This is a genomic window from Streptomyces sp. NPDC091387 (assembly GCF_044756945.1).
GTDB lineage: Bacteria > Actinomycetota > Actinomycetes > Streptomycetales > Streptomycetaceae > Streptomyces.
Genome location: NZ_JBIVTZ010000002.1, coordinates 84,076 through 102,026 on the forward strand (window position 1 = coordinate 84,076; position 17,951 = coordinate 102,026).

A 17,951-nucleotide genomic window follows, 5' to 3' on the forward strand; every position below is an offset into this window, starting at 1 on the left:
TACAACGCTTCAGCGGCCAGGCGCCTCGCCGTCCGCAGGGCGGTCCGCATACGCATTGTCGACGGCCGCCCGGGTCCGCTCCTCGGAGTCGGGCCACAAGTGGGTGTAGATGTTCAGCGTCATGGCTGCGTTGGTGTGGCCGAGGCGCTCGGATACCGTCTTCACGGACTCGCCGTGCTTGATCAGCAGGCTGGCGTAGTGATGCCGGAGGGCGTGGGGTCCGGTGCCCTTCGCTATGCCGGCCTTCGCACAGGCGGGCCGCCAGGACCCATCCATGAAGTGCGTGTAGACCACGGGCCCGCCCTGCGGCGCCGTGAAGATCCAGCTCTCGGGCCCATCGGCGGGGAAGTCCCGCAGGTGGGCTTTCATCGCATCCACTGCTATGCGGGGGAGTGGGACCGTGCGGTGCGAGCGAGCGGTCTTGGGCGGGCAGACGTACACGCCGTGCTTGGCGGTCTGCTGGATCTGCTGCTCGACCGAGATGGTGGCGTGTAGCAGGTCCACGTGCCGAAGCTGGAGGCCGAAGAGCTCGCCGGGGCGGAGCCCGGTGCAAGCGCCCAGCAGGACCAGGCCCTTGTAGCGGCCGGGTATCTCCTTGGCCAGCGTCCGCACCTGCTCGACCGCGAGCGGTACCACCTTCTTCCGGGGCACGGAGGGCAGCTTTGCGTCGGTGCAGGGGTTGTGCGGAATCATGCGGTCGCGGACCGCTGCCCGGAAGACCGCGTTGACCGTGTTGAAGACGGTGCGGGAGGTGCTCGCGGCGAGCTTGTGGGTGGTCGTCAGGCTGGTGATCCAGCTCTGCACGTCACCGGGCTTGATCGCGCCGAGTGCCCGCTTCTCCCAGACGGGGTAGGCGTAGCAACGCAGGTGCTGGGCTACGGCCTTGGCCGTCGACGGCCGGTGCGGTTGGCTGGCCCGCTACTCCTCCGCGTACTCCTTGAAGGGCTTCTTCGCCGAGCGCGGGTCAACGTATTGACCGGTGACCACGCTGGTCGTGACTTCGTCGAGCCAGCGCTGGGCGTCGAGCTTCCGGTCGAAGTGGCGGGCGTGTTCCTTGCCGTCGAGGTCGCGGTATCGGGCTCGCCATTTGCCGTTGGGGCGCTTCTGTATGTTCGCCAAGTGCCTTCTCCTTCGTGCCGGTTGTCAGTAGTGGCCGCCGTCCTCGATGTCGCTGGTGAGGGTGCGAGCGTCTCGCTCGTCGCCCATGAGGCGGAGGCACTGCTCGTTGATCGCGCGTGAGCTGTCGGGGTTTGCTTTGATGTGGTCGGCGACGGCGACCACGGCGCGGTGCAGGCGGTCGCGGGCGTCGCGGGTCTCGTAGAACGCTTCGACGGCTTCCTGGACGAGTCGTCGGCTGTCGATGTCGAGCCCTTCCAAGGGCGGTGACATGAGCTCTTCGAGGGGCAGCTCGAAGACGCGGGAGAAGGCGAGCGCCTCATCGAGATTGATCCGGCGGCGGGGTGAACCATTCTCGATGCGCCACACGGCCGTCTGGTTCATCTTCACGCCGGCTCTGGTCACGCGCTCGGCCAGCTCGGTTGTGCTCCACCCTCTGACCTCGCGCTCCAGGGCCACGCGGCCTGCCGCGTTGCCTTCGCTGTAGAGCAGCGGCACTTCGCCACCCTCGGCCTTCTCGCTTGCCATCGAACCTCCATCGCGACCGTCGCTATCCAAATTGAAACATGAGCTTCCCGGTTTGGCTAACCGCCGATCATGAGGTACTGATTATGCAGATCGAATCGCTACCTAGCCGAATGGGAACGCATGCGATACCTGACCACAGCCGAGGTCGCCGAGCGCTACCGCACCGCCGAGAGCACCGTCCGTTACTGGCGCCATCTCCAGAAGGGACCCCGCGGCATCAAGGTCGGCAAGCGGGTGCTCTACCCCGAGGCCGAACTGCTGCGCTATGAGCGCGCGCTGATCGACGGCGGAGAGGACTGGGGCCTGGCCTCATGAGCCGCCGGCCCGTCCGGACACAGCAAAGGCCCTCGGCGCGCCTACGCCGAGGGCCGGAGATCCCCTTGCACGTCGCCCATCCCTGAACGAACTGTCGGGGGCGAGACCTTGCTCGTCTCGCCCCCACCCGAGAGGAACATCTATGAAGGACCCTATCGCCGGCCCCGCACCCACCAGGACGGCCGACGGGCCCAGGCCGAGTGCCGCAGGATCGAGACCGAGTTCGGCCTGCGCCGCCTGAAGTCCGGTGACCTCACGGCCCCCCGTACGCCCACCGGTGCCGAACGCGCCAAGGCCGAGCGGCAGGGTCAGACGGTGACGGCACGTCAGTGGTTGCGCGAGCGGGCGTACGCGGTCGCCGCCGCCGTACACACCGAGGCCGACTATTTCACCGTGCTGCAATCCCTCGGCATCGAGGTCAAGACACGCCTCGGCCCCGAGAGCGGCGACGTGATCGGCTACAGCCTCGCCGCACCCGGCGACACCAACAGCGCCGGCGAACCCATCTGGTACGGGTCGTACTCAGGGTCGTCGTCAAGCGCGGCAAGGCTCCAGGTAACCGATGCGACGGGCTCCTTGATGGCCGGCCACTTGAAAGAACTCGTACTCGGCCGGAACGTGAACTCGTCGTAGAAGCGGTCCCAAACGCGCCGGTACTCGGTCTCAAGCAGCTCGACCACGGGACTCTCCATCATGGCCCGACCCTATCGAGTCGCCCGTGTGAGGATCGGATAGATCCTTCACGGAACTTCGCTCCCCTCCACTCGGACCGTCAAGGTATTCCGTGAGAGGCGGGGGACGGCCTGATAGCCTGCGATCTTCGCCGGTCACCCGGACGGAGTCCCCCGGCAGGTCTTCATGTCTTGCTCTGAGCAGCTCATGACAGCTCTCGATGCCCTGGACCACGCCTTCGCCTCAGAAGGTCCCTTCCTCGTCACAGGATGCACGTACTGCTACAGCGAGCACGACTTCGCCGAACTCTCCGGCCCGCTGCACCTCATAGGCGACGACCTGGTTTCCTCGGTTGCCGCCAAGACGCCTGATCATTGGGAAGACTTTCCTCGTCTCTATCGTCACCTCGTCCCGCGCATCATTCGCCTACTCGTCACAGGTCGGCTCCACATCGACGAGGAGCTCATCGCCTCCCGCCTGATCCACGCGCGCTGGGCCACCTGGGACTTGCCCTTGGCCGAGGCCCTACGGGACGTATGGTCCGCTTGGTGGCAGAGCACGCTGCATACCCATCCCAGCCCCGTGCCCGTCAGGGATTGCCTCAGCGTCATCACCGTGGCCACCAACAGCGTGCGTCCTTGGCTGAACACATGGACCGCGACCAATACCCCCGCCGCCGACGCGCACTTGGCAGACCTCGTTGATGACGTGATGTTCGAGTTCGAGATCACCGACTTGCGCATGGGCTTCTACCGTTTGGACCGCTTGGTCGAGGTGGTCGAGCAGGGGCTGAAGTCCTGCATGGGCCCGAGCGGAACACTGCTCGCGCTCGACTGGCAGCACACGTCATATCGCTTCGCACCGCTGGGCGTCGGCGGCCCGGGGCAGCTGGCCTGGCCTTTGAGCCCGTATCCCGACGGGGATTACTACATCTACCTCTCGGAAGACTTCCGGACGGGCAGTTTTGGGCACCCCTGGGAACAGTCCCTCTGTCTGTTCGGTCAGGAATTCCTCGACGCCGCATCCGCGGAGGTGGAGAAGCTGCTCGGCCAGCCGATCCGTAGGTCCGGCAGGGTAGTCGGCACCGCCTGAGTTGGGTCCCGACTCCACAGGCACCAGGGAGTCAACCCCACAGCGCATCCTGATGCCCTCGCTGCTCGTGGCAGCGAGGGCATCAGCCGTCAAACGGCTCGGGTTGTGGGTAACTGCGCGACCCACTTCGTCACCTCGGTCAGATGCTTGGGCTGCAGCCCGAGACGTGGGTCGGGCTGAACGATGAGGGTCGGCGTTCCCCTAGAGGTGCGCTCCGCCGCCCAGCCGTGGTCGAGGCTGGTGAAGTCGTCGTCGATCCAGACGGCGGGGGCGTCTGCCAGCCAGACGTCGACATGGTCACGTTTCCAGAGGTAGCCGTCGGGGTGACTGGTGGTGATCTGGGGGCGAGGCAGGTCGAGGTAAGGGAAGTCGGGTAGCCCCAGGAGGGGCCCGATGATCGTGGTGGCGTCTTTACGCCAGCTCGTGCACTACACGGGGGTGACGAGTCCGCTGGTCACGAGGTCGGTGAGCATGCAGCCGTGGCTCGGGTCGAGCCAGATGGGGACGGGGTCGTCGGGGTGCCGGCCGGCGGGCAGGACGGTGTGGCGGACGTGGGTGGGCGGGGTGCTGCCGTCGGCGGCTGGGAACGGTATAAGGACTCCGTCGATGTCCAGGAACAGGTAGGGCAGGGGCATCGTTGCCTCCGTCGGTCAGCGTTTGCGGGCGGTGATCAGGAGGGTGGTGGGCCACGGGTCGCGGCGCGGGTGCCGCAGCTCCACCGTCGAGGTGATGCCCAGGCCGGTCCGGGAGAGGTGGGCACCCCAGCGGCGGGCGTCGAACTCCCATCGGGCGAGGGGTAGTCGGGTGCGGTCGGGCATGGTGACGTAGTCCTCGCGCGGACGGTCGTCCGTGGATGGATGCCTTCCGGCCCGTGCCGGGTGAGGGACGGAGAAGGCCAGGACACCGCCCGGTTTCAGACGTCGTGAAATGGCGGTGAGGAGGAGCTCGGGGGCGACGGGCCGACGGCGCCGAAGGCGGAGTAGATCGCGTCGAAGGTCTGGCCGGTGGCCTGCAGGTGGTGCAGTGCGTGTCCGGCGGCGAAGGTGGCGCCGTCGATGTGGCCGTAGTGGGAGCGGGCCCGGCGTACCTGGAGGCCGACCAGGTCCACGCCGGTGACGCGGGCCTGGTGGTGCTTCGCGAGGTGGGCCACGTTGTGGCCGGGGCCGCAGCCCAGCTCCAGGATGCGCTTGCCGCGCAGGTTGCGTCCCAGGATCTCGGCGCCGGGACCGATGCCGGCGTGGGTGCTCCATTCCATCCGGGCCGGTGCGGTGAGGGCGTGCGCGGGGGCGGCGGCTGTGCGCTGGGCTGCGTGGGCGTACCAGGGGGAGATCTGGGCGAGCACCTAGACCTCCAGGAGTTGGACCACGTCGTTCAGGTGGCGGCGGACGACGGGGATGTACGCGGGGTCCTTGGCCGGGTCGTCGATCCAGCGGATGGCCTGCTCCATGAACCACTCCACGGCCCACATGCGGTGCCAGCCCAGGGCCCATGCCTCGGCGGCGAGGCTGCCCCGGGCGGCGAGGGCGTCTTCATGACCGCCTGCGGTGACGTACTGCTCCAGGAGCACCCGCATTCGGAAGGGGCTCGGTACGTCGGTGGTGCCGTGGTACGAGGCGAGGTCGATCAGGCCGGGTCCGGTGAAGGCGCGTGCGAAGTCGAGGAGGTGCCAGCCGTTCTCCCCGATGTGGACGCTCGTGGGGTGGAACTCGGAGTGGACCCAGCCGAACGGGTCGAGCGTCGCCCCTTGGACGCGGGTCTCGGCTGCGGCGGAGATCTTCCCCAGCGCGGTCTCGATGTCGTCGCAGTCCGTCCATCGGTCGGCTTTTCGCAGCCGCTGGAGGTGATCGAGGGCTCGGCCGGGCAGGGCTGCGAGGCCGGCACCGTCGAGGAGGGGCAGACCTCCCGCCGGGCGGGCGGCGTGAAGCATGACGGCGGCGGCGACGCCGTCGAGGTCGTCTGCGTCCCGTACGGGGGTGCCGAGGTCGTCCATGAGCATCCCGAGCCACTTGTCCTGCATGGCGGTTGCGTGGAGCGCGGGGACCGGGAGGCCGCGCTGGTATGCCGCCCGCAGGGCCTGGGCCTCGCGGTCGAAGGGTTCCTTGGCGTACTTGAAAACGGCCGTGGTGCCGTCGGGGAAGGTGACGCGTTCGACGCCGGACATGCCCCAGACGCGAATCTCGGTACGTTCGGGGAGGGGCTTGCCGACGAGGGTGCACAGGTCGTCCAGCAGGGTGGCGGACGGGCTCTGGTCCATGGGGGGTCTCCAGGGGCTGGTGGGCTCCGGGGCGGGCGCGCGCGAGCTGGCCCGCCCCGGAGCCGTACTGGGGGCGGGGTTACTCGGCTGCGGTCACGCGGTGGGCGTAGACCTGCTCGATCCAGCCCGTCTTGAACTCGGCCAGGTCGTCACGGAAGTTCGCCATCGAGGCACCGTAGGGCGCGACGACGCCGCCGGACTGGTCCGGCACGGATTGGCAGCCGTGCACGAGCCGGCCGCCGAGCGCGGTGTGGGCTTTGATGGACTCGATCCGGCGGTGCTCGTTGAACCAGCCGCCGTGGTAGACCTCGTCCAGCATTCCGCCCGTCGCTTCGTCCAGGTCGAAGACGACGGAGGTGGCGGCGGGGAAGAACCAGCACGGGCCGACGTTGGAGATGTGCCCGTCCAGCTCGACCTTGTTGAGCGCCATCAACGTCGCTGCCTCGCGCAGCATGCGCAGGTGGTCGGCGGTGATCTGCGGGAGGCCGAGGCCGGCCAGGTGTTCCTCGCGGAAGAGGTACGTGTACACCCCGTACGCCGTCGCCAGCACGCGGGCCGCGTCGGAGGTGGACTCGCCGTGGTTCTTGATGAAGTCGAGGGCGAGCTGCTCGACCGCGCTCTCGGTCGTCTCGTCCACGTCCAGGAGCTGGGCCTTCACCAACTCCCAGTCGGCGACGAGCCAGGTGCTGGACTCGAAGCGGAAGAAGTACTCGGCCGGGTCGATGGTGATGCGCCGGCCGTCCACCTGGATGCCGGGCAGGCGGTTCCAGCGGGGGTCGAAGGCGTCGGGCAGCTCGACCGTGATGGTCGCGGTGTCGATGGTGGTCACCGTGTCTCCGTCTCTGATCGTCCGGGCCGGGGCACAGGAATGCCCGAGCCCGTTGGGGCGTACGGAACTTGGGGGCCGCCCGGCCCGAGAGTGGGGCGGCTGTCGATAAGTGAACCGCCCGCTACGCAGAGTGGGTACGGTGTGACCGAGGTCAAGCGGTATACACGGTTTACGGATCCAGAGCGGAGGCGATCGTGTCGACACCGACCAGCGCCAACTCCCGCCTACGCGAGACGATCAACGCCGCCGGGTGCACGTACGACGCGCTCGCCAAGGACGTACGCCGCATCGCCGCCGAGAACGGCGAACTGCTCCAGACCAACAAGTCGGCCATCGCCCACTGGGTGGGCGGTGCCCGCACGCCGTCCGGCCAGGCAGGCCAGTACCTCGCCGAAGCCCTCTCCCGGCGGCTGGGCCGCGTCGTTACCCGAACCGAGCTCGGCCTCCACTCACCCGACACGGAGTCGCCACCGGACACCGACCCCGTCACCGCGGTCACCGACCTCGGCCGTGCGGACGTCGAGCGTCGCCGCTTCCTCGCCATCGCCGCGTTCACCACGGCCGGCGTGGCCATGCCGCTCCTGCACGACCACGAAGCCACCTCGCGGATGCTCCGTGCCCGCACCGCCCGCTCCCTCGTCGGCAGCGACGACATCGACGTCGTACGACAGATCACGGCAGCCTTCAGCGCCGCCGACGAACGGCTCGGCGGCGGGCACGGCCTGACCACAGTCACCGCGTACCTCGCCGACACAGCCGCACCTATGCTCCGTGGACGCTTCCCCTCGGAACCCTTACGCCAGGCCGCCTTCGGCGCCGTCGCCGAACTCGCCTACCTCGCAGGGTGGAAGCACCACGACTTGGGCCACGAAGGGGCAGCTCAGCGCTACTACCAGGTCGGCTATCAACTCGCCTGCGAAGCCGACCCCCACGGCCATGCCGCCTGGATGATGCGCGCCCTCGCCCACCAGTCCCTCAGCCTCAAGCAACCCCACCACTGCGTGGACCTCGTCAAAGGAGCCCTCACCCGCGGCCTCGGCCACGTAGACGGCCAGACGGAAGCGCTCCTTCACATCACGCACGCCCGCGCCTACGCAGCGGTCGGCGAGAACCCATTGGCCGCTCGTGCTCTGCTCGCCGCCGAAGACGCGCTCCTGCGCGAGGACGGTCCCCAGCCCAGCTTCTCCCGCGTCAGCGGCCCCGCCGCCGGCACCGTGGCCAGCCACACCGCCCGCACGCTGACCGACCTCGCCGACCACATCGGCACGGAACAGCAGCACCGCGACGCGCTCACCCGCTGGGACCCGGAGAAGTACAAGCGAGTCCACGCCCTCACTCACGCCGACCTCGGCGACAGCCTCGCCGCTCAGGCCCGCGCCGACGAAGCAGTCGCCGCCTGGACCCAGGCCCTGCTCCTCATGGAGGGCATGACCTCCGACCGCACCCGCAAGGCGATCACCTCGATCCGCTCCACGCTCGCGGTCTACCAGCGGCGCAAGGTACCCGGTGCCGCCGATCTCGCTCGCCGCGCTCGCGAGGCCCTCGCCTAGCATGCCCAACAACGTCCGACGAAGGGAACCCCGTGGCCCAGCAGACCGACAACCGCCCCCCAGCTCTCAAGCCGGCGCTCGACTCGATGACCCTGCTGGTCGCGGCCGTCATCGTCCACGACAAGGCCACCAACCGCGTCGTCCTCCTCCAGCGCAGCGAAAACGCCAAGTTCGCCCAGGGCATGTGGGACCTCCCCGTCGGCAAGAGCGAACCGGGCGAGCCCATCACCGAAACCGCCGTCCGCGAGCTCTACGAGGAGACCGGCCTCACGGTGAAGCCCGAGTCCCTCAAGGTCGCCCACATTATCCACGGCGCCTGGGGCGTCGAAGCTCCCAACGGCTTCCTCACGGTCGTGTTCGCCGCCCACGACTGGACCGGCGAACCCGAAAACCGCGAACCTCGCAAGCACTCTCAGGTCCGCTGGGTCGACGCCAACGCCATCCCCAAGGCGTTTGTGGATACCACTGCAAGTGCCCTCAGCCTGTACTTGAACGGTGGGACCGAGGTCTCCCTGGACGGCTGGCCGGCAGACTAAGCACGATGGGTCTAGCTCGACACGGCCACTCGCTCAGATGTTCACTTGCGTTGACAGGTGCAGGCTCCGGTAACTTCAGCGTCTATCCAGGGCCGTGATGGCACTGCATCGTGGACGTCAAAGCCATCCCTGACGAGCACGTTGGCCACCGGCGTGCCGCGATGGGATGGCGGGGGGTGGATGGCCACGGCTGTCTACGAAGAACTTCAACGGGACCGGCGCTTTGGCGAGGCGGGGGTCTCGATGTTGGTCGAGCTAATGCGTCAGGAGCTACGGCACTTTCAGGTGCTCACTCGGGAGAGTGGATTTACTGAAGAGGCTGTCCTGGAGCACACCCATGCCTTCTTCGCCGATAAAGCCCGTCGCCTTACCGTCTCGTTGGTCGTTGAGGCCGCCGACGAGGACGCAGTGAGGCGTATAACTCGCATTTCAATCCGACGTTGGCTCGTGTCAAGGGCCCGCAAGGTCAGCGCCACTGGTGGTGTGCGTCGTCGGGTTGAGGAGCTGCTCAGTGAAGAAGCAGCCTTTGAGCGAGTGCCGGAGTCCGAGCCGGGCGGGGGAGCCTGGCGTCTGGCGGGTTCCGGTGCTGCGCCGTGGGACGGGGACGCAACCCGCATCGTTGAGGCTGCGGCAACTGTACGGGTTCGGCCTGTGCGTGCATGGAAGAGTGAGACGCGCCGAGGCCCGGTGGCGGAGCGGGCGGATCTGGTAGCGATCCTGGAAGCGATGCTCGTAGCGGCTGGTGGGAGCGTCGAGGTTGCTGAACTGACTTACGGGATGTCGTTGCGATTCCCCGCATGGGCCGACCCATTCGAGATCTCTCTTGAGGGCCTGCATGACGAGGGGCCTGGCGAGGTGGCTGTCGTTGGGGACTCGGCTGCTCAGAGCGCGATGATCGAGGCGGAGGCGCTGAATGTGTTGCGCCAGCTGCGCCCCCAGGACAGGCGGATCTTGCTCCTCCTGCGGGAGAACGATGTGGCGGAGGTTCAGCGGGTCTTTGCGTGCGGGCGTAGCTCGGCTTATGCGCGGATGCAGACACTTCGTCGATTGGTTGCTGACCTCGTTGTCGACAGTGAGCATCCCTTCGCAGTGGTTCTGCGCCTGGAGGAGTTGTGTGAGCGAGAGGTCGTGGACTCTGATGTCAGTGCGGCGTCAGAACATAGGGGAGGAACATCTGTTCGATTCGCTGAGGGGGCGAGATGACCGATCACATGACTGCGCTGCTTGAGTTGGCTCGTGAAGCCGCTGCACCTGAGGACCTGACCAGCAAGGGTCTGGAGGCGCGCTTCGGCCTGCCGGAAGCAGCCGAGCCTTCCACTGGGCAGGTGTGGCGTGCCAGGTGGGAGGAGGATTCCTTGCTCGTGCTCGTGCTGGGAGTGCAAGGTGCGCAGGTGGAAGTTGCGCCGATCACCATCGAGCCGACGGGGCAGGATGACCGGTCTGTCGTGGTCTCCGCTGAAGCCACATCGTTCGGTGTCGACACCACCGCATGGTGTGGCCTGCGAGGAGAACTCCCCTTCCGGGTACTGGATCGAGTTGTAGATGAGTGGTCCGCGGAGATCACCCGGTGTGTTGTCGACGAAACCCCCTTGGCAACGTCAACGCGGCTCGGTCGTCGGGTGCCTGAGGATGAGGAGCTTCGGCGTGACATCGCAGCGACGGTGGATCGCCTCGGCCGCGTGCCTGCCTTTGCGGTACCCAAGCCTGGCGGACCGCCTCTCCGCGACCTGAGGAAGGTGGTTAGCCTGCCTCTTGCTGCAATTCGGGAATGCTTGGGTGTCTCCCAGTCCGAGGCGATGGACATCATGCGGGCTCGGAAGCCTCTGACAACGGACCAAGTGCGGGTCCTGGCATATAGGGCCGGCGTTACCGCTGCGAGTATCGATGAATGTCTCCCTGGACTACCGGCTCTTGGAATCGATGAGGTCGAGCATCCGCGTTGGCGTGGCCTGCTCACCTACCTCGCGCGCACGAACGGTCGAACGGAGGCGGACACGAGGCTGCGTGTGGCACATGGTGCTTTCGCGCTAGCCGCGCGTCAGAGCAGCCAGGGAGACGGTGGTGTGGGCCTATGGCGTCAGCGCATCCAGCGCTATTTGGATGCAGAGCTGCCCGCAGGAGCGCCTAGTGACTACTAAGGGTTACCTGCGAACCATGGCCATGGCGCAGGCTGCCGAAATGGTTCGTGTCCTGGAAGAACGTCAGCCTGGCGCGGCTGGTCGGTTGGCTGTCGATGCTCTGGACGAACTGAGGTCGTGGCCGACACTCCAGGTGCGCCTTGTGGAGGAGGTCCAGGGCGACGGGTCGGGCTGCTCGGTGGCTGGCAGTTATCGAGATGATCTCGTGCCGCCCGCAGTGGTCGTCGCCGTGGCAGCGTCTCCAGGGCGCCGTCAGTTCACTGCATTGCACGAGCTCGGCCATCATCTTCAGCAGACCGACGAGGTCCTGGGAGAGGCCGTCATGGCTGTGGATGCCTCCGAGGAGTTTGAAGATCTGGCGTGCGACGCGTTCGCCGCGCGAATCCTATTGTCGGATGACCTCGCCGCCACCCACATTGAGGCCCGAGGGCCGACGGCAGACGGTGTGGCTGGGCTATACCGGTCTTCGTTGGCGTCCAGGGCGGCGTGTTGCGTGAGGGCCGCTGACCGGCTTGTTGGGCCAGGAGCTGTCATCCTTTGCACACCGGCTGGCGTTGTGAGCTTCGCTGCTGGCCGCGGAGAGGTCCGTCCTCCAGCCCGCGGTACCGATCAGTCGGCCACGCCGCTTTTGCGGGCAGCGCTACCACGTCTCGCCCGGAATCCCGGCGACATCGTTACGTCGAATGCCACAGCCATTGAGTATCGCGACGGCTCTCGGTATGAGTCTCTGTATGGTCAGGCCGCCATGTGCGATGGCTACGTTGTTGCCGTACTTACCGTCCACGATCCGGCTTGGCGCAACTTCGCTCTGCCGCGCGGTACTGGATGGGCACCCAGCGGCAGCTCATCCTGGGACTGCGAGACCTGTCACGACTCCTTCGAGAAGATCGCCAACTGTTCCACATGTGGCCAGCCTCAGTGCCCGGCTGGCCACTGCAGCTGCACCCTGAGGGCGGAACTGGTCTGTGAGAAGTGCTTCATGAGTCGGCATCGGTCTCAGTTTCCACCGGGGAACAAGACGTGTCGCGAGTGCGTGGAGTGACCTAAGTCACGGCGGTGCGTCGTGGACGACGGGACTGGTGGGGCGTCAGACGTGGGCGAAGGGGCCAATCGGGCCCCTGAGATCCCGATAGCGCCCAGCGCGCCCGTCCAAGGAGGACCTAATGGTCACCACGATCGAAATACTGCATGACGACGTTGACCCTGTTCCGGCGCGCTCCAAGCGCATGAGTTTGCACCTGCTGCAGCACATCGATCCCACGTTTGCCGGCCTGAGTGAGTGCCTTAACCTGCGCTACGCCGAGAAGCACGGTTTCACGATCGAGGAGGTGACTGTTGGAGCAGTCCCGGCGCTTCTCTACTCGGGGGTGATCGACTCGGGGCGGCCTCCCGAGTGGGCCTCCACGGTGGCTGGGCTGACCGGTGTCCGTCCACGCGGCGCCAACCGGACCGCCGCCTCCGTGCTCCTTATCCCCGTCGACGGGGAGGTGTTCGCTCTCACCTACGGCATGGGGCACCTGCTGCTTGCTCCGGGTACGACCACCCCAGGGTTCGGCCTCTCCTTTGCCTTGCGCGCTCTTGTTCCCGATGCCGTGCGCCAGGTAACGCACACTGCCATGGACGCGCGAGGCCGCACTGATCGGAACTCCGTCTCCCTTGACCAGAGCATCGCCAGTTTCGGAATCGAACCGTACGGCGAAATCGTCAGTCGCCTGGCGGGGAAGCCGAAAGAGATCGCTCTTACTTTCAGCCGAGGGCGCAGCCGGTCCGCACAGATCACAGGCACCGACTCCCTCAGGATTCACCTGGGGGCGCACCCCGAGGACCTGCTCGCGGACCTTGCTGAGATCCTGCGCATCTACAGGGAAAGCAGCGAGGCGTCGGAGTTCGGTTTCATTGCAAAGGTCCGCCCTCTCAAGCCTTCCGACACTCGTCGTACGCAGCTCGACGCCATCCTCGACTCCATGCTTGGGGCCAATTCGCCTGACGACCGGATCGCGCTGACTGTCCCTGCCGTACACCTTGATGGTGAGGATGCGGCGAATGCCTATGCGCTGAAGGTTGGCCCTGGGCCCCGGCTGGTTGTGCGTGACCTCTCTCTCGACGTCGTGCGTGACGCGGTCGCATCCGTTCAGGCGGGCCAGCGGCTTTCGGCTCTGGCGAAGGGGACCATCCAGGCATACTCGGACGAGCGGGCGAGTGAGGCTGCCAGTGGGGCTATTGCGGCTCACAAGTGGATCGCGGCCGAGGCCAACATCGGCACCAGTCGCTTCTTCCACCATGAGGGACGCTGGTTCGAGATCGGTGATCAGCACCGGGAGATTCTTCAGCAGCAGGTCGATGAGATCGTTAACCTTCCGGCCGGCATCGTGCTCCCTGACTGGACGCCCGACCTGAAGGATGAAGCCGCGTACAACGAAGCGGTGGCGGCAGCCCTCCCTGGTTACGTATGCCTCGATCGTGACCTTCTGTACACGAAGCAGCACCCTCGCGGTATCGAGGCTTGTGATCTCCTCGGCCCCGAGGATGAGCTGATCCACGTCAAGCGGGCCAGCTCCACGGCCCCTCTCAATCACCTCTTTCAGCAGGGGCGCGCCTCGGTCGAGGCGCTTCGCTGGGATCCGGAGGCCCGGGAGAAGTTCATCGCCAAGGTCCGCATGGCGGATCCGACGCGGTCGATCTCGGACGATTTCATTCCCAGCAAGGTCGTCTACGCGATCAGCCTTTCCAAGGGGAAGCCGGTGACTAGCTCGTCTCTGTTCACGTTCGCGCAGGTTTCCCTGCTCCAGGCGGCCGTAGCGCTTCGGAATACCGGTATCGATGTGGTCGTGGCCAACATCGACACCGTGGGTTAGGGGGAGGGCTGGGTGCGGACTGGTGCACTGCCTGTCCGCACCCAGTCCGCAGGACGCCCGTAAGCGACCGTCGGGACCCAACGTACGCCAACTGAGAAATGCCTGGTCAGCGGCTTAGATGCGGCTCTGCTGCAGGTCAGGATCGGGCTTCAGACATTCCGCTTCAACGTGTGAGCGGATGGAATAACACCAGGTCGGCGGCCTGGCAACACACAGGTCAGATGGGGTCGGCTCCTCCGGGAGCCGGCCCCTGCTGTTTCCCGTGCTGGATGGTTGCCGGATCTCCTGATGTGCCATCACCTGGGGGTGGGGCCTTGGTCGGCAAGTGGTTCGAGCATCGGCTCGAAGGCGGAGTCCTCCTCATCGGGCACGTGCGGGAGGAAGCCGTCGGGGACGGTGCGGGCGGCGGTGGCGAGGAGGCGGTCCAGTACTTCCTGGTCGGTGGCCGGGGGCAGCCCCAAGGCGGCGAGGAGGCGGTCGCGGACGACGGGGTGGTCCGGGTGGTCTTCGAGGTAGTCGGAGCTGAGGGCCGGGGAGCGGAAGCCGGCCAGGGCGTCGTGCCACGACGGGAGGGCGATGGCGAGGGTCAGCGCCTCGGCGAGGGACTCGGCGATCAGGGAGGCCCGGCCCTCGGAGTCGGTGTAGAGGACAGGGCGGGGGCCGCCGGGGACGGCTGGGCCGCAGAGGTAGTGGGTGCCGCCCGCGTTGCAGCCGGCGACAGGCTCCACCGGGAGGCCGTTGGGCAGGGCGATCAGCTCGATCGGGTCCGTGCGGGCGGGATCGAACTCGCCGTCGCGGGCCAGATAGGTGGCGACCTCGGGATGCGCGGCGATCCTGCGAAGCAGTGCGTCGTCGGAGAGGGCGGCCGGGTTGAGGGCCGCGGAGATCGCAGGGGTGAGGGGATGCCCGGCGAGGACGTGGCGGACGGCGTCGAGGGGAACGGGGCGCTCGTAGTAGTCCTCGAAGTGGGCCTGGACGGCCTCGGGGGAGCGGTCGGCGAGGAGGTGGAAGAGGAATCCGGAGCCGTCCGGGTCCTCGCTGCCGGGCGGGAAGGCGATGCCCGAACCGGTGCGCCAGGCCGTGTCGCCGGTCTCCCGCCACAGGCAGGCGGTGACCCGAGGGGCGTCGACGCCCTCCTCGCGGAAGGCGGGCTCGTCCAGGAGCGGACGCAGTGCGGCGGGCACGTCGTCGATGACGCCGGGCCAGACCTGCTCGTCGTCCGTCCCGTACGGGCTCATCTCCGACTCGTGGTCGAAGCCGCGTATGAGCACGCCGTCCGGGGTGAAGAGGACCGAGTAGTCGTCTCCCGAGCCGTTCTCCATCAGGGCCGCTTCCTCGCCGGGGCCCCAGGTGGCGTCGAAGGTGTAGCAGCAGAACCTGGGGTCGTCGCCGATCGTGGCGTCAAGAACGGCCAACGCGCGCAAATGAATGCGGAGTTCGGCAGGATCGGGGAGGAGGGCGGCGGTCTCGTGCACGGTGCTCATGGCGTCATGGAAGCAGCCGCCACTGACAATCCCGCGCGGTGGCGCCGCTCCCTTCGGCGGACTCCGGCCGACCGCAGGCGTTCCCTGCGCAGGATCAGGTGGTGTACACGGTGGAGCGATGCCCGATGGGCACGATCCGGCGCACCAACTCACCGTTGTCGATCGCGTAGACGACGCGATAGGCGCCCACTCGTGGGCGACGGCGTTCCGGCCGGGATACGAGTGCGGTGGTGCTGAAGCCGAGCGGGTCCCTTTCCGATTCGGTCAGTCCGGCCGGAACGCGCAGCGCCATGGCGCGGGGGATCGTGCGGAGTCCGGCCCGGCCTCGGGCCGGAAGAGAATCCGTGATCCAGAAGGATGAGGGCAACCGGGCAACCGGACAGTTTGCGGCGGCCTTGTTCTTGATCCGTGGCGCGGCATCGCCGCGCTGCAGCAGTCGGGCGATCACTGCATCCGGCAGGGAAGGGCGAGCGTTCTGGGGGACTGCCGGATCGATCTCCGGCAGACCTGCTGTGGCCGGTGGCTGAAGCGTCAGGTGTTCCGTGAAGCGCTGTCCGGCTCCTTTCCGGGCAGGGGCGGGCCGCTCGGGTCACCGTGCGGGCGGGGTGGTGCGACCCGTGGGGAATGACTGGGTGCCGAGCACGCGCAGCAGGTCCAGCCGCTCGCGGGTCTCGGGGTCCGCCGGGGTGAGGACGAGCAGTTGCTGGCCGAGGTCGGGCGTCAGCAGGGTCTCGCAGTCCATCAGTAGCGGCCCCACCCGCGGATGCAGGATGGTCTTGCGGTCGGCGCGTCTGACCGACACCTCGTGCTCGGCCCACAGGCGGCTGAAATCGTCGCTCGCGGCCTGCAACCGCTCGACCAGGCCCGTGACCTCCCGGTCGCCGGAGCGGCGGCCGGCCGCGGCGCGCAGGTCGGCCACGAGGTAGCGGGCGTGATGCTCCTGATCCTCGGCCGGGGCAGCCGACCGGGCGGCCGGGTCGGTGAACCAGCGGTAGACGGTGTAGCGGCGGTCACCGGCGAAATCGACGTGGTCGCCCGTGAGCAGGGCGGCTGCCCGGTTCTGGGCCAGGATCTCGCCCAGGTCCGACAGGACCATGGCGGGGGTGTGCCCGAGCAGGTCGAGCATGCGCATCAGGCCGGCGCGGGCCAGTCGGGCGACCCCGTCGGCGGGCGGGGGCCGATGGCCGGCCAGGTGGAACAGGTGGTCGCGCTCGTCCTCTGACAGGCGCAGTGCACGGGCCAGGGCGCCCAGGATCTGGACCGAGGGCCGGCTGCTGCGGCCCTGCTCCAGGCGTACGACGTAGTCCGTCGACATACCGGCGAGCATGGCCACCTCCTCCCGGCGCAGACCGCTGGTGCGGCGGCGGGGGCCGTCCGCCACGCCGGCTTCGGCGGGACGGATCGCCTCGCGACGGCGGCGCAGGAAGTCGGCGAGCTGCTCACGTTGCATGCCTTCATGGTCGCGCCCGGACGGCAGTTCATCCAGGGAGCGCCGCTCCCTGGATGAACGCTCCTCTCCCGCACACGCCTGATTCCACTCACTGTGGAAGACGGACCGACGACGAAGGAGAGCACGATGCAGATGCGAACCCTGGGCCACACCGGCCCGACCGTTTCCGCCCTGGGCCTGGGAGCCATGGGCATGTCCGGCGCGTACGGCGAGGCCGACCGCGAGGAGAGCATCGCCACGGTGCGCGCCGCGCTGGACGCCGGCGTGACGCTGATCGACACGGGCGACTTCTACGCCATGGGCCACAACGAACTGCTGCTCGCCGAGGCGCTGCGCGGCCGGAACCGGGACAGCTACCGGCTGAGCGTCAAATTCGGCATGCTGAGCGGGCCCGGCCCGACGTTCGGCGGGCAGGACGGCCGCCCCGAGGCGGTGAAGAACTTCCTGGCCTACTCGCTCACCCGGCTGGGTGTCGACCACATCGACGTCTACCGTCCCGCCCGGCTGGACCCGGCGGTACCGATCGAGGAGACGGTGGGGGCGATCAAGGAGATGATCGACGCCGGCTACGTGCGCCATCTGGGTCTCTCGGAGGTCGGCGCCGCGACGATCCGCCGGGCACACGCCGTGCAGCCCGTCTCCGACCTGCAGATCGAGTACTCGTTGATCTCCCGCGCGGTGGAGGCGGAGATCCTGCCCACGCTGCGGGAGCTGGGCATCGGGATGACCGCCTACGGCGTTCTCGGCCGGGGTCTGATCTCCGGGCACTGGTCGGCCGGCCGCAGCGCGGGACCCGGCGATTCGCGCGGGCGCAGTCCGCGGTTCTCGGAGGAGAACGTGGCTCACAACCTCGCCCTCGTGGAGGCGCTGCGCCGGATCGCTGAGGCGAAGGGCTGCACCGTCGCCCAGCTGGCCATCGCCTGGGTGGCCGCACAGGGCGAGGGCATCGTGCCCCTGGTGGGTGCCCGCACCCGGCAGCGGCTGACCGAGGCGCTGCCCGCACTGGACGTACGCCTCACCCCCGAGGACCTCGCCGGCATCGAGGAGGCGGTACCGCTCGGCGCGGCACGTGGTGACCGCTATCCGGCTGCCTTCATGTCAGCCCTCGGCGCGGGCAACTGAGCGGAGCCAT

17 protein-coding genes and 5 pseudogenes are annotated in these 17,951 nt (G+C 67.7%); 10 read left to right on the forward strand and 12 right to left on the reverse strand.

Translation table 11 applies throughout. The features are described from left to right. Positions 1-9: 9 nt before the first annotated feature. The 4 genes and pseudogenes from ACIQM0_RS04635 to ACIQM0_RS04650 all read right to left on the reverse strand — a co-directional run bounded on the left by ACIQM0_RS04635 (position 10) and on the right by ACIQM0_RS04650 (position 1,644). Positions 10-693, reverse strand: a complete 684-nt coding sequence (locus tag ACIQM0_RS04635) for a tyrosine-type recombinase/integrase (protein ID WP_401284146.1) — start codon at positions 691-693, stop codon at positions 10-12. After that, a pseudogene (locus tag ACIQM0_RS04640) lies at positions 676-888 on the reverse strand (site-specific integrase); the annotation flags it as partial. The gene ACIQM0_RS04635 and the pseudogene ACIQM0_RS04640, both read right to left, overlap by 18 nt. 30 nt (positions 889-918) lie before the next feature. Next, positions 919-1,119, reverse strand: coding sequence for a hypothetical protein (locus ACIQM0_RS04645; protein WP_401283543.1), 201 nt, complete (start codon positions 1,117-1,119; stop codon positions 919-921). A gap of 24 nt (positions 1,120-1,143) precedes the next feature. Further along, positions 1,144-1,644, reverse strand: a complete 501-nt coding sequence (locus ACIQM0_RS04650; protein WP_401283545.1) for a helix-turn-helix transcriptional regulator — start codon at positions 1,642-1,644, stop codon at positions 1,144-1,146. A gap of 120 nt (positions 1,645-1,764) precedes the next feature. On the opposite strand from ACIQM0_RS04650, the gene ACIQM0_RS04655 reads away from it, so the two are divergent. Together ACIQM0_RS04655 and ACIQM0_RS04660 are read left to right on the forward strand one after the other, a co-directional pair. Then, positions 1,765-1,959: an AlpA family transcriptional regulator gene (locus ACIQM0_RS04655; RefSeq protein ID WP_265693247.1), complete on the forward strand. Its 195-nt coding sequence runs from the start codon at positions 1,765-1,767 to the stop codon at positions 1,957-1,959. A 156-nt stretch (positions 1,960-2,115) separates the two neighbouring features. Beyond that, positions 2,116-2,475 (forward strand): annotated as a pseudogene (locus ACIQM0_RS04660) (mobilization protein); the annotation flags it as partial. On the opposite strand, the gene ACIQM0_RS04665 reads toward ACIQM0_RS04660, so the two are convergent. Further along, positions 2,418-2,654: a DUF2716 domain-containing protein gene (locus tag ACIQM0_RS04665; RefSeq protein ID WP_401283547.1), complete on the reverse strand. Its 237-nt coding sequence runs from the start codon at positions 2,652-2,654 to the stop codon at positions 2,418-2,420. The pseudogene ACIQM0_RS04660 and the gene ACIQM0_RS04665 sit on opposite strands and share 58 nt — an antisense overlap. A 163-nt stretch (positions 2,655-2,817) precedes the next feature. On the opposite strand from ACIQM0_RS04665, the gene ACIQM0_RS04670 reads away from it, so the two are divergent. Continuing rightward, positions 2,818-3,723: a DUF2716 domain-containing protein gene (locus tag ACIQM0_RS04670; protein ID WP_401283549.1), complete on the forward strand. Its 906-nt coding sequence runs from the start codon at positions 2,818-2,820 to the stop codon at positions 3,721-3,723. Between the two features lie 89 nt (positions 3,724-3,812). Here ACIQM0_RS04670 and ACIQM0_RS04675 read toward each other — a convergent pair. The 4 genes and pseudogenes from ACIQM0_RS04675 to ACIQM0_RS04690 all read right to left on the reverse strand — a co-directional run bounded on the left by ACIQM0_RS04675 (position 3,813) and on the right by ACIQM0_RS04690 (position 6,806). Beyond that, positions 3,813-4,358: pseudogene (locus ACIQM0_RS04675) on the reverse strand (HAD domain-containing protein). A 15-nt stretch (positions 4,359-4,373) separates the two neighbouring features. Next, positions 4,374-5,065, reverse strand: a pseudogene (locus ACIQM0_RS04680) (class I SAM-dependent methyltransferase). Beyond that, a complete protein-coding gene (locus ACIQM0_RS04685; protein ID WP_401283551.1) occupies positions 5,066-5,977 on the reverse strand; it encodes an aminoglycoside phosphotransferase family protein in 912 nt (303 codons plus the stop codon). A 79-nt stretch (positions 5,978-6,056) separates the two neighbouring features. Then, the gene (locus tag ACIQM0_RS04690) at positions 6,057-6,806 is read right to left on the reverse strand and encodes a hypothetical protein (protein WP_401283553.1); all 750 of its coding nucleotides are present in this window, start codon (positions 6,804-6,806) and stop codon (positions 6,057-6,059) included. A 194-nt stretch (positions 6,807-7,000) separates the two neighbouring features. Here ACIQM0_RS04690 and ACIQM0_RS04695 point away from each other — a divergent pair, with 194 nt between their 5' ends. From ACIQM0_RS04695 to ACIQM0_RS04720, 6 genes are all read left to right on the forward strand, one after another. Next, positions 7,001-8,356: a tetratricopeptide repeat protein gene (locus tag ACIQM0_RS04695; RefSeq protein ID WP_401283555.1), complete on the forward strand. Its 1,356-nt coding sequence runs from the start codon at positions 7,001-7,003 to the stop codon at positions 8,354-8,356. Between the two features lie 32 nt (positions 8,357-8,388). Beyond that, entirely contained in the window at positions 8,389-8,892 is a 504-nt protein-coding gene (locus ACIQM0_RS04700; RefSeq protein ID WP_388335841.1) for an NUDIX domain-containing protein, read from the forward strand. Between the two features lie 180 nt (positions 8,893-9,072). Then, complete coding sequence (locus ACIQM0_RS04705; RefSeq protein WP_388335843.1) at positions 9,073-10,095, forward strand: hypothetical protein; 1,023 nt, start codon at positions 9,073-9,075, stop codon at positions 10,093-10,095. Next, positions 10,092-11,030, forward strand: a complete 939-nt coding sequence (locus ACIQM0_RS04710; protein WP_388335845.1) for a hypothetical protein — start codon at positions 10,092-10,094, stop codon at positions 11,028-11,030. The genes ACIQM0_RS04705 and ACIQM0_RS04710 overlap by 4 nt, the downstream gene beginning before the upstream one ends. Positions 11,031-11,070: 40 nt before the next feature. Continuing rightward, on the forward strand, positions 11,071-12,072 hold the full coding sequence (locus ACIQM0_RS04715; RefSeq protein WP_388335939.1) for an ImmA/IrrE family metallo-endopeptidase: 1,002 nt from the start codon (positions 11,071-11,073) through the stop codon (positions 12,070-12,072). A 121-nt stretch (positions 12,073-12,193) separates the two neighbouring features. Beyond that, positions 12,194-13,885: a DUF6119 family protein gene (locus ACIQM0_RS04720; RefSeq protein WP_401283558.1), complete on the forward strand. Its 1,692-nt coding sequence runs from the start codon at positions 12,194-12,196 to the stop codon at positions 13,883-13,885. 296 nt (positions 13,886-14,181) lie between these two features. Here the strand turns inward: ACIQM0_RS04720 and ACIQM0_RS04725 are convergent, their stop codons facing one another. The 3 genes and pseudogenes from ACIQM0_RS04725 to ACIQM0_RS04735 form a co-directional block, all read right to left on the reverse strand. Beyond that, positions 14,182-15,369 (reverse strand): hypothetical protein, encoded by a 1,188-nt coding sequence (locus tag ACIQM0_RS04725; RefSeq protein WP_401283560.1) that lies wholly within the window; start codon positions 15,367-15,369, stop codon positions 14,182-14,184. Between the two features lie 94 nt (positions 15,370-15,463). Continuing rightward, positions 15,464-15,744: pseudogene (locus ACIQM0_RS04730) on the reverse strand (type II toxin-antitoxin system RelE/ParE family toxin). Between the two features lie 214 nt (positions 15,745-15,958). Then, complete coding sequence (locus tag ACIQM0_RS04735) at positions 15,959-16,819, reverse strand: helix-turn-helix transcriptional regulator (RefSeq protein WP_401283562.1); 861 nt, start codon at positions 16,817-16,819, stop codon at positions 15,959-15,961. Positions 16,820-16,945: 126 nt separating this feature from the next. On the opposite strand from ACIQM0_RS04735, the gene ACIQM0_RS04740 reads away from it, so the two are divergent. Continuing rightward, positions 16,946-17,941: an aldo/keto reductase gene (locus tag ACIQM0_RS04740; protein ID WP_401283564.1), complete on the forward strand. Its 996-nt coding sequence runs from the start codon at positions 16,946-16,948 to the stop codon at positions 17,939-17,941. Positions 17,942-17,951 lie beyond the last annotated feature (10 nt).

Bases quoted from the DNA above. Each gene is read 5' to 3' on its own strand.
- ACIQM0_RS04655 (WP_265693247.1), top strand. From the start codon at position 1,765: ATGCGATACCTGACCACAGCCGAGGTCGCCGAGCGCTACCGCACCGCC.
- ACIQM0_RS04725 (WP_401283560.1), bottom strand. From the start codon at position 15,369: ATGAGCACCGTGCACGAGACCGCCGCCCTCCTCCCCGATCCTGCCGAA.
- ACIQM0_RS04740 (WP_401283564.1), top strand. From the start codon at position 16,946: ATGCAGATGCGAACCCTGGGCCACACCGGCCCGACCGTTTCCGCCCTG.
- ACIQM0_RS04665 (WP_401283547.1), bottom strand. From the start codon at position 2,654: ATGATGGAGAGTCCCGTGGTCGAGCTGCTTGAGACCGAGTACCGGCGC.
- ACIQM0_RS04720 (WP_401283558.1), top strand. From the start codon at position 12,194: ATGGTCACCACGATCGAAATACTGCATGACGACGTTGACCCTGTTCCG.
- ACIQM0_RS04710 (WP_388335845.1), top strand. From the start codon at position 10,092: ATGACCGATCACATGACTGCGCTGCTTGAGTTGGCTCGTGAAGCCGCT.
- ACIQM0_RS04685 (WP_401283551.1), bottom strand. From the start codon at position 5,977: ATGGACCAGAGCCCGTCCGCCACCCTGCTGGACGACCTGTGCACCCTC.
- ACIQM0_RS04670 (WP_401283549.1), top strand. From the start codon at position 2,818: ATGTCTTGCTCTGAGCAGCTCATGACAGCTCTCGATGCCCTGGACCAC.
- ACIQM0_RS04650 (WP_401283545.1), bottom strand. From the start codon at position 1,644: ATGGCAAGCGAGAAGGCCGAGGGTGGCGAAGTGCCGCTGCTCTACAGC.
- ACIQM0_RS04735 (WP_401283562.1), bottom strand. From the start codon at position 16,819: ATGCAACGTGAGCAGCTCGCCGACTTCCTGCGCCGCCGTCGCGAGGCG.
- ACIQM0_RS04705 (WP_388335843.1), top strand. From the start codon at position 9,073: ATGGCCACGGCTGTCTACGAAGAACTTCAACGGGACCGGCGCTTTGGC.
- ACIQM0_RS04715 (WP_388335939.1), top strand. From the start codon at position 11,071: ATGGTTCGTGTCCTGGAAGAACGTCAGCCTGGCGCGGCTGGTCGGTTG.
- ACIQM0_RS04635 (WP_401284146.1), bottom strand. From the start codon at position 693: ATGATTCCGCACAACCCCTGCACCGACGCAAAGCTGCCCTCCGTGCCC.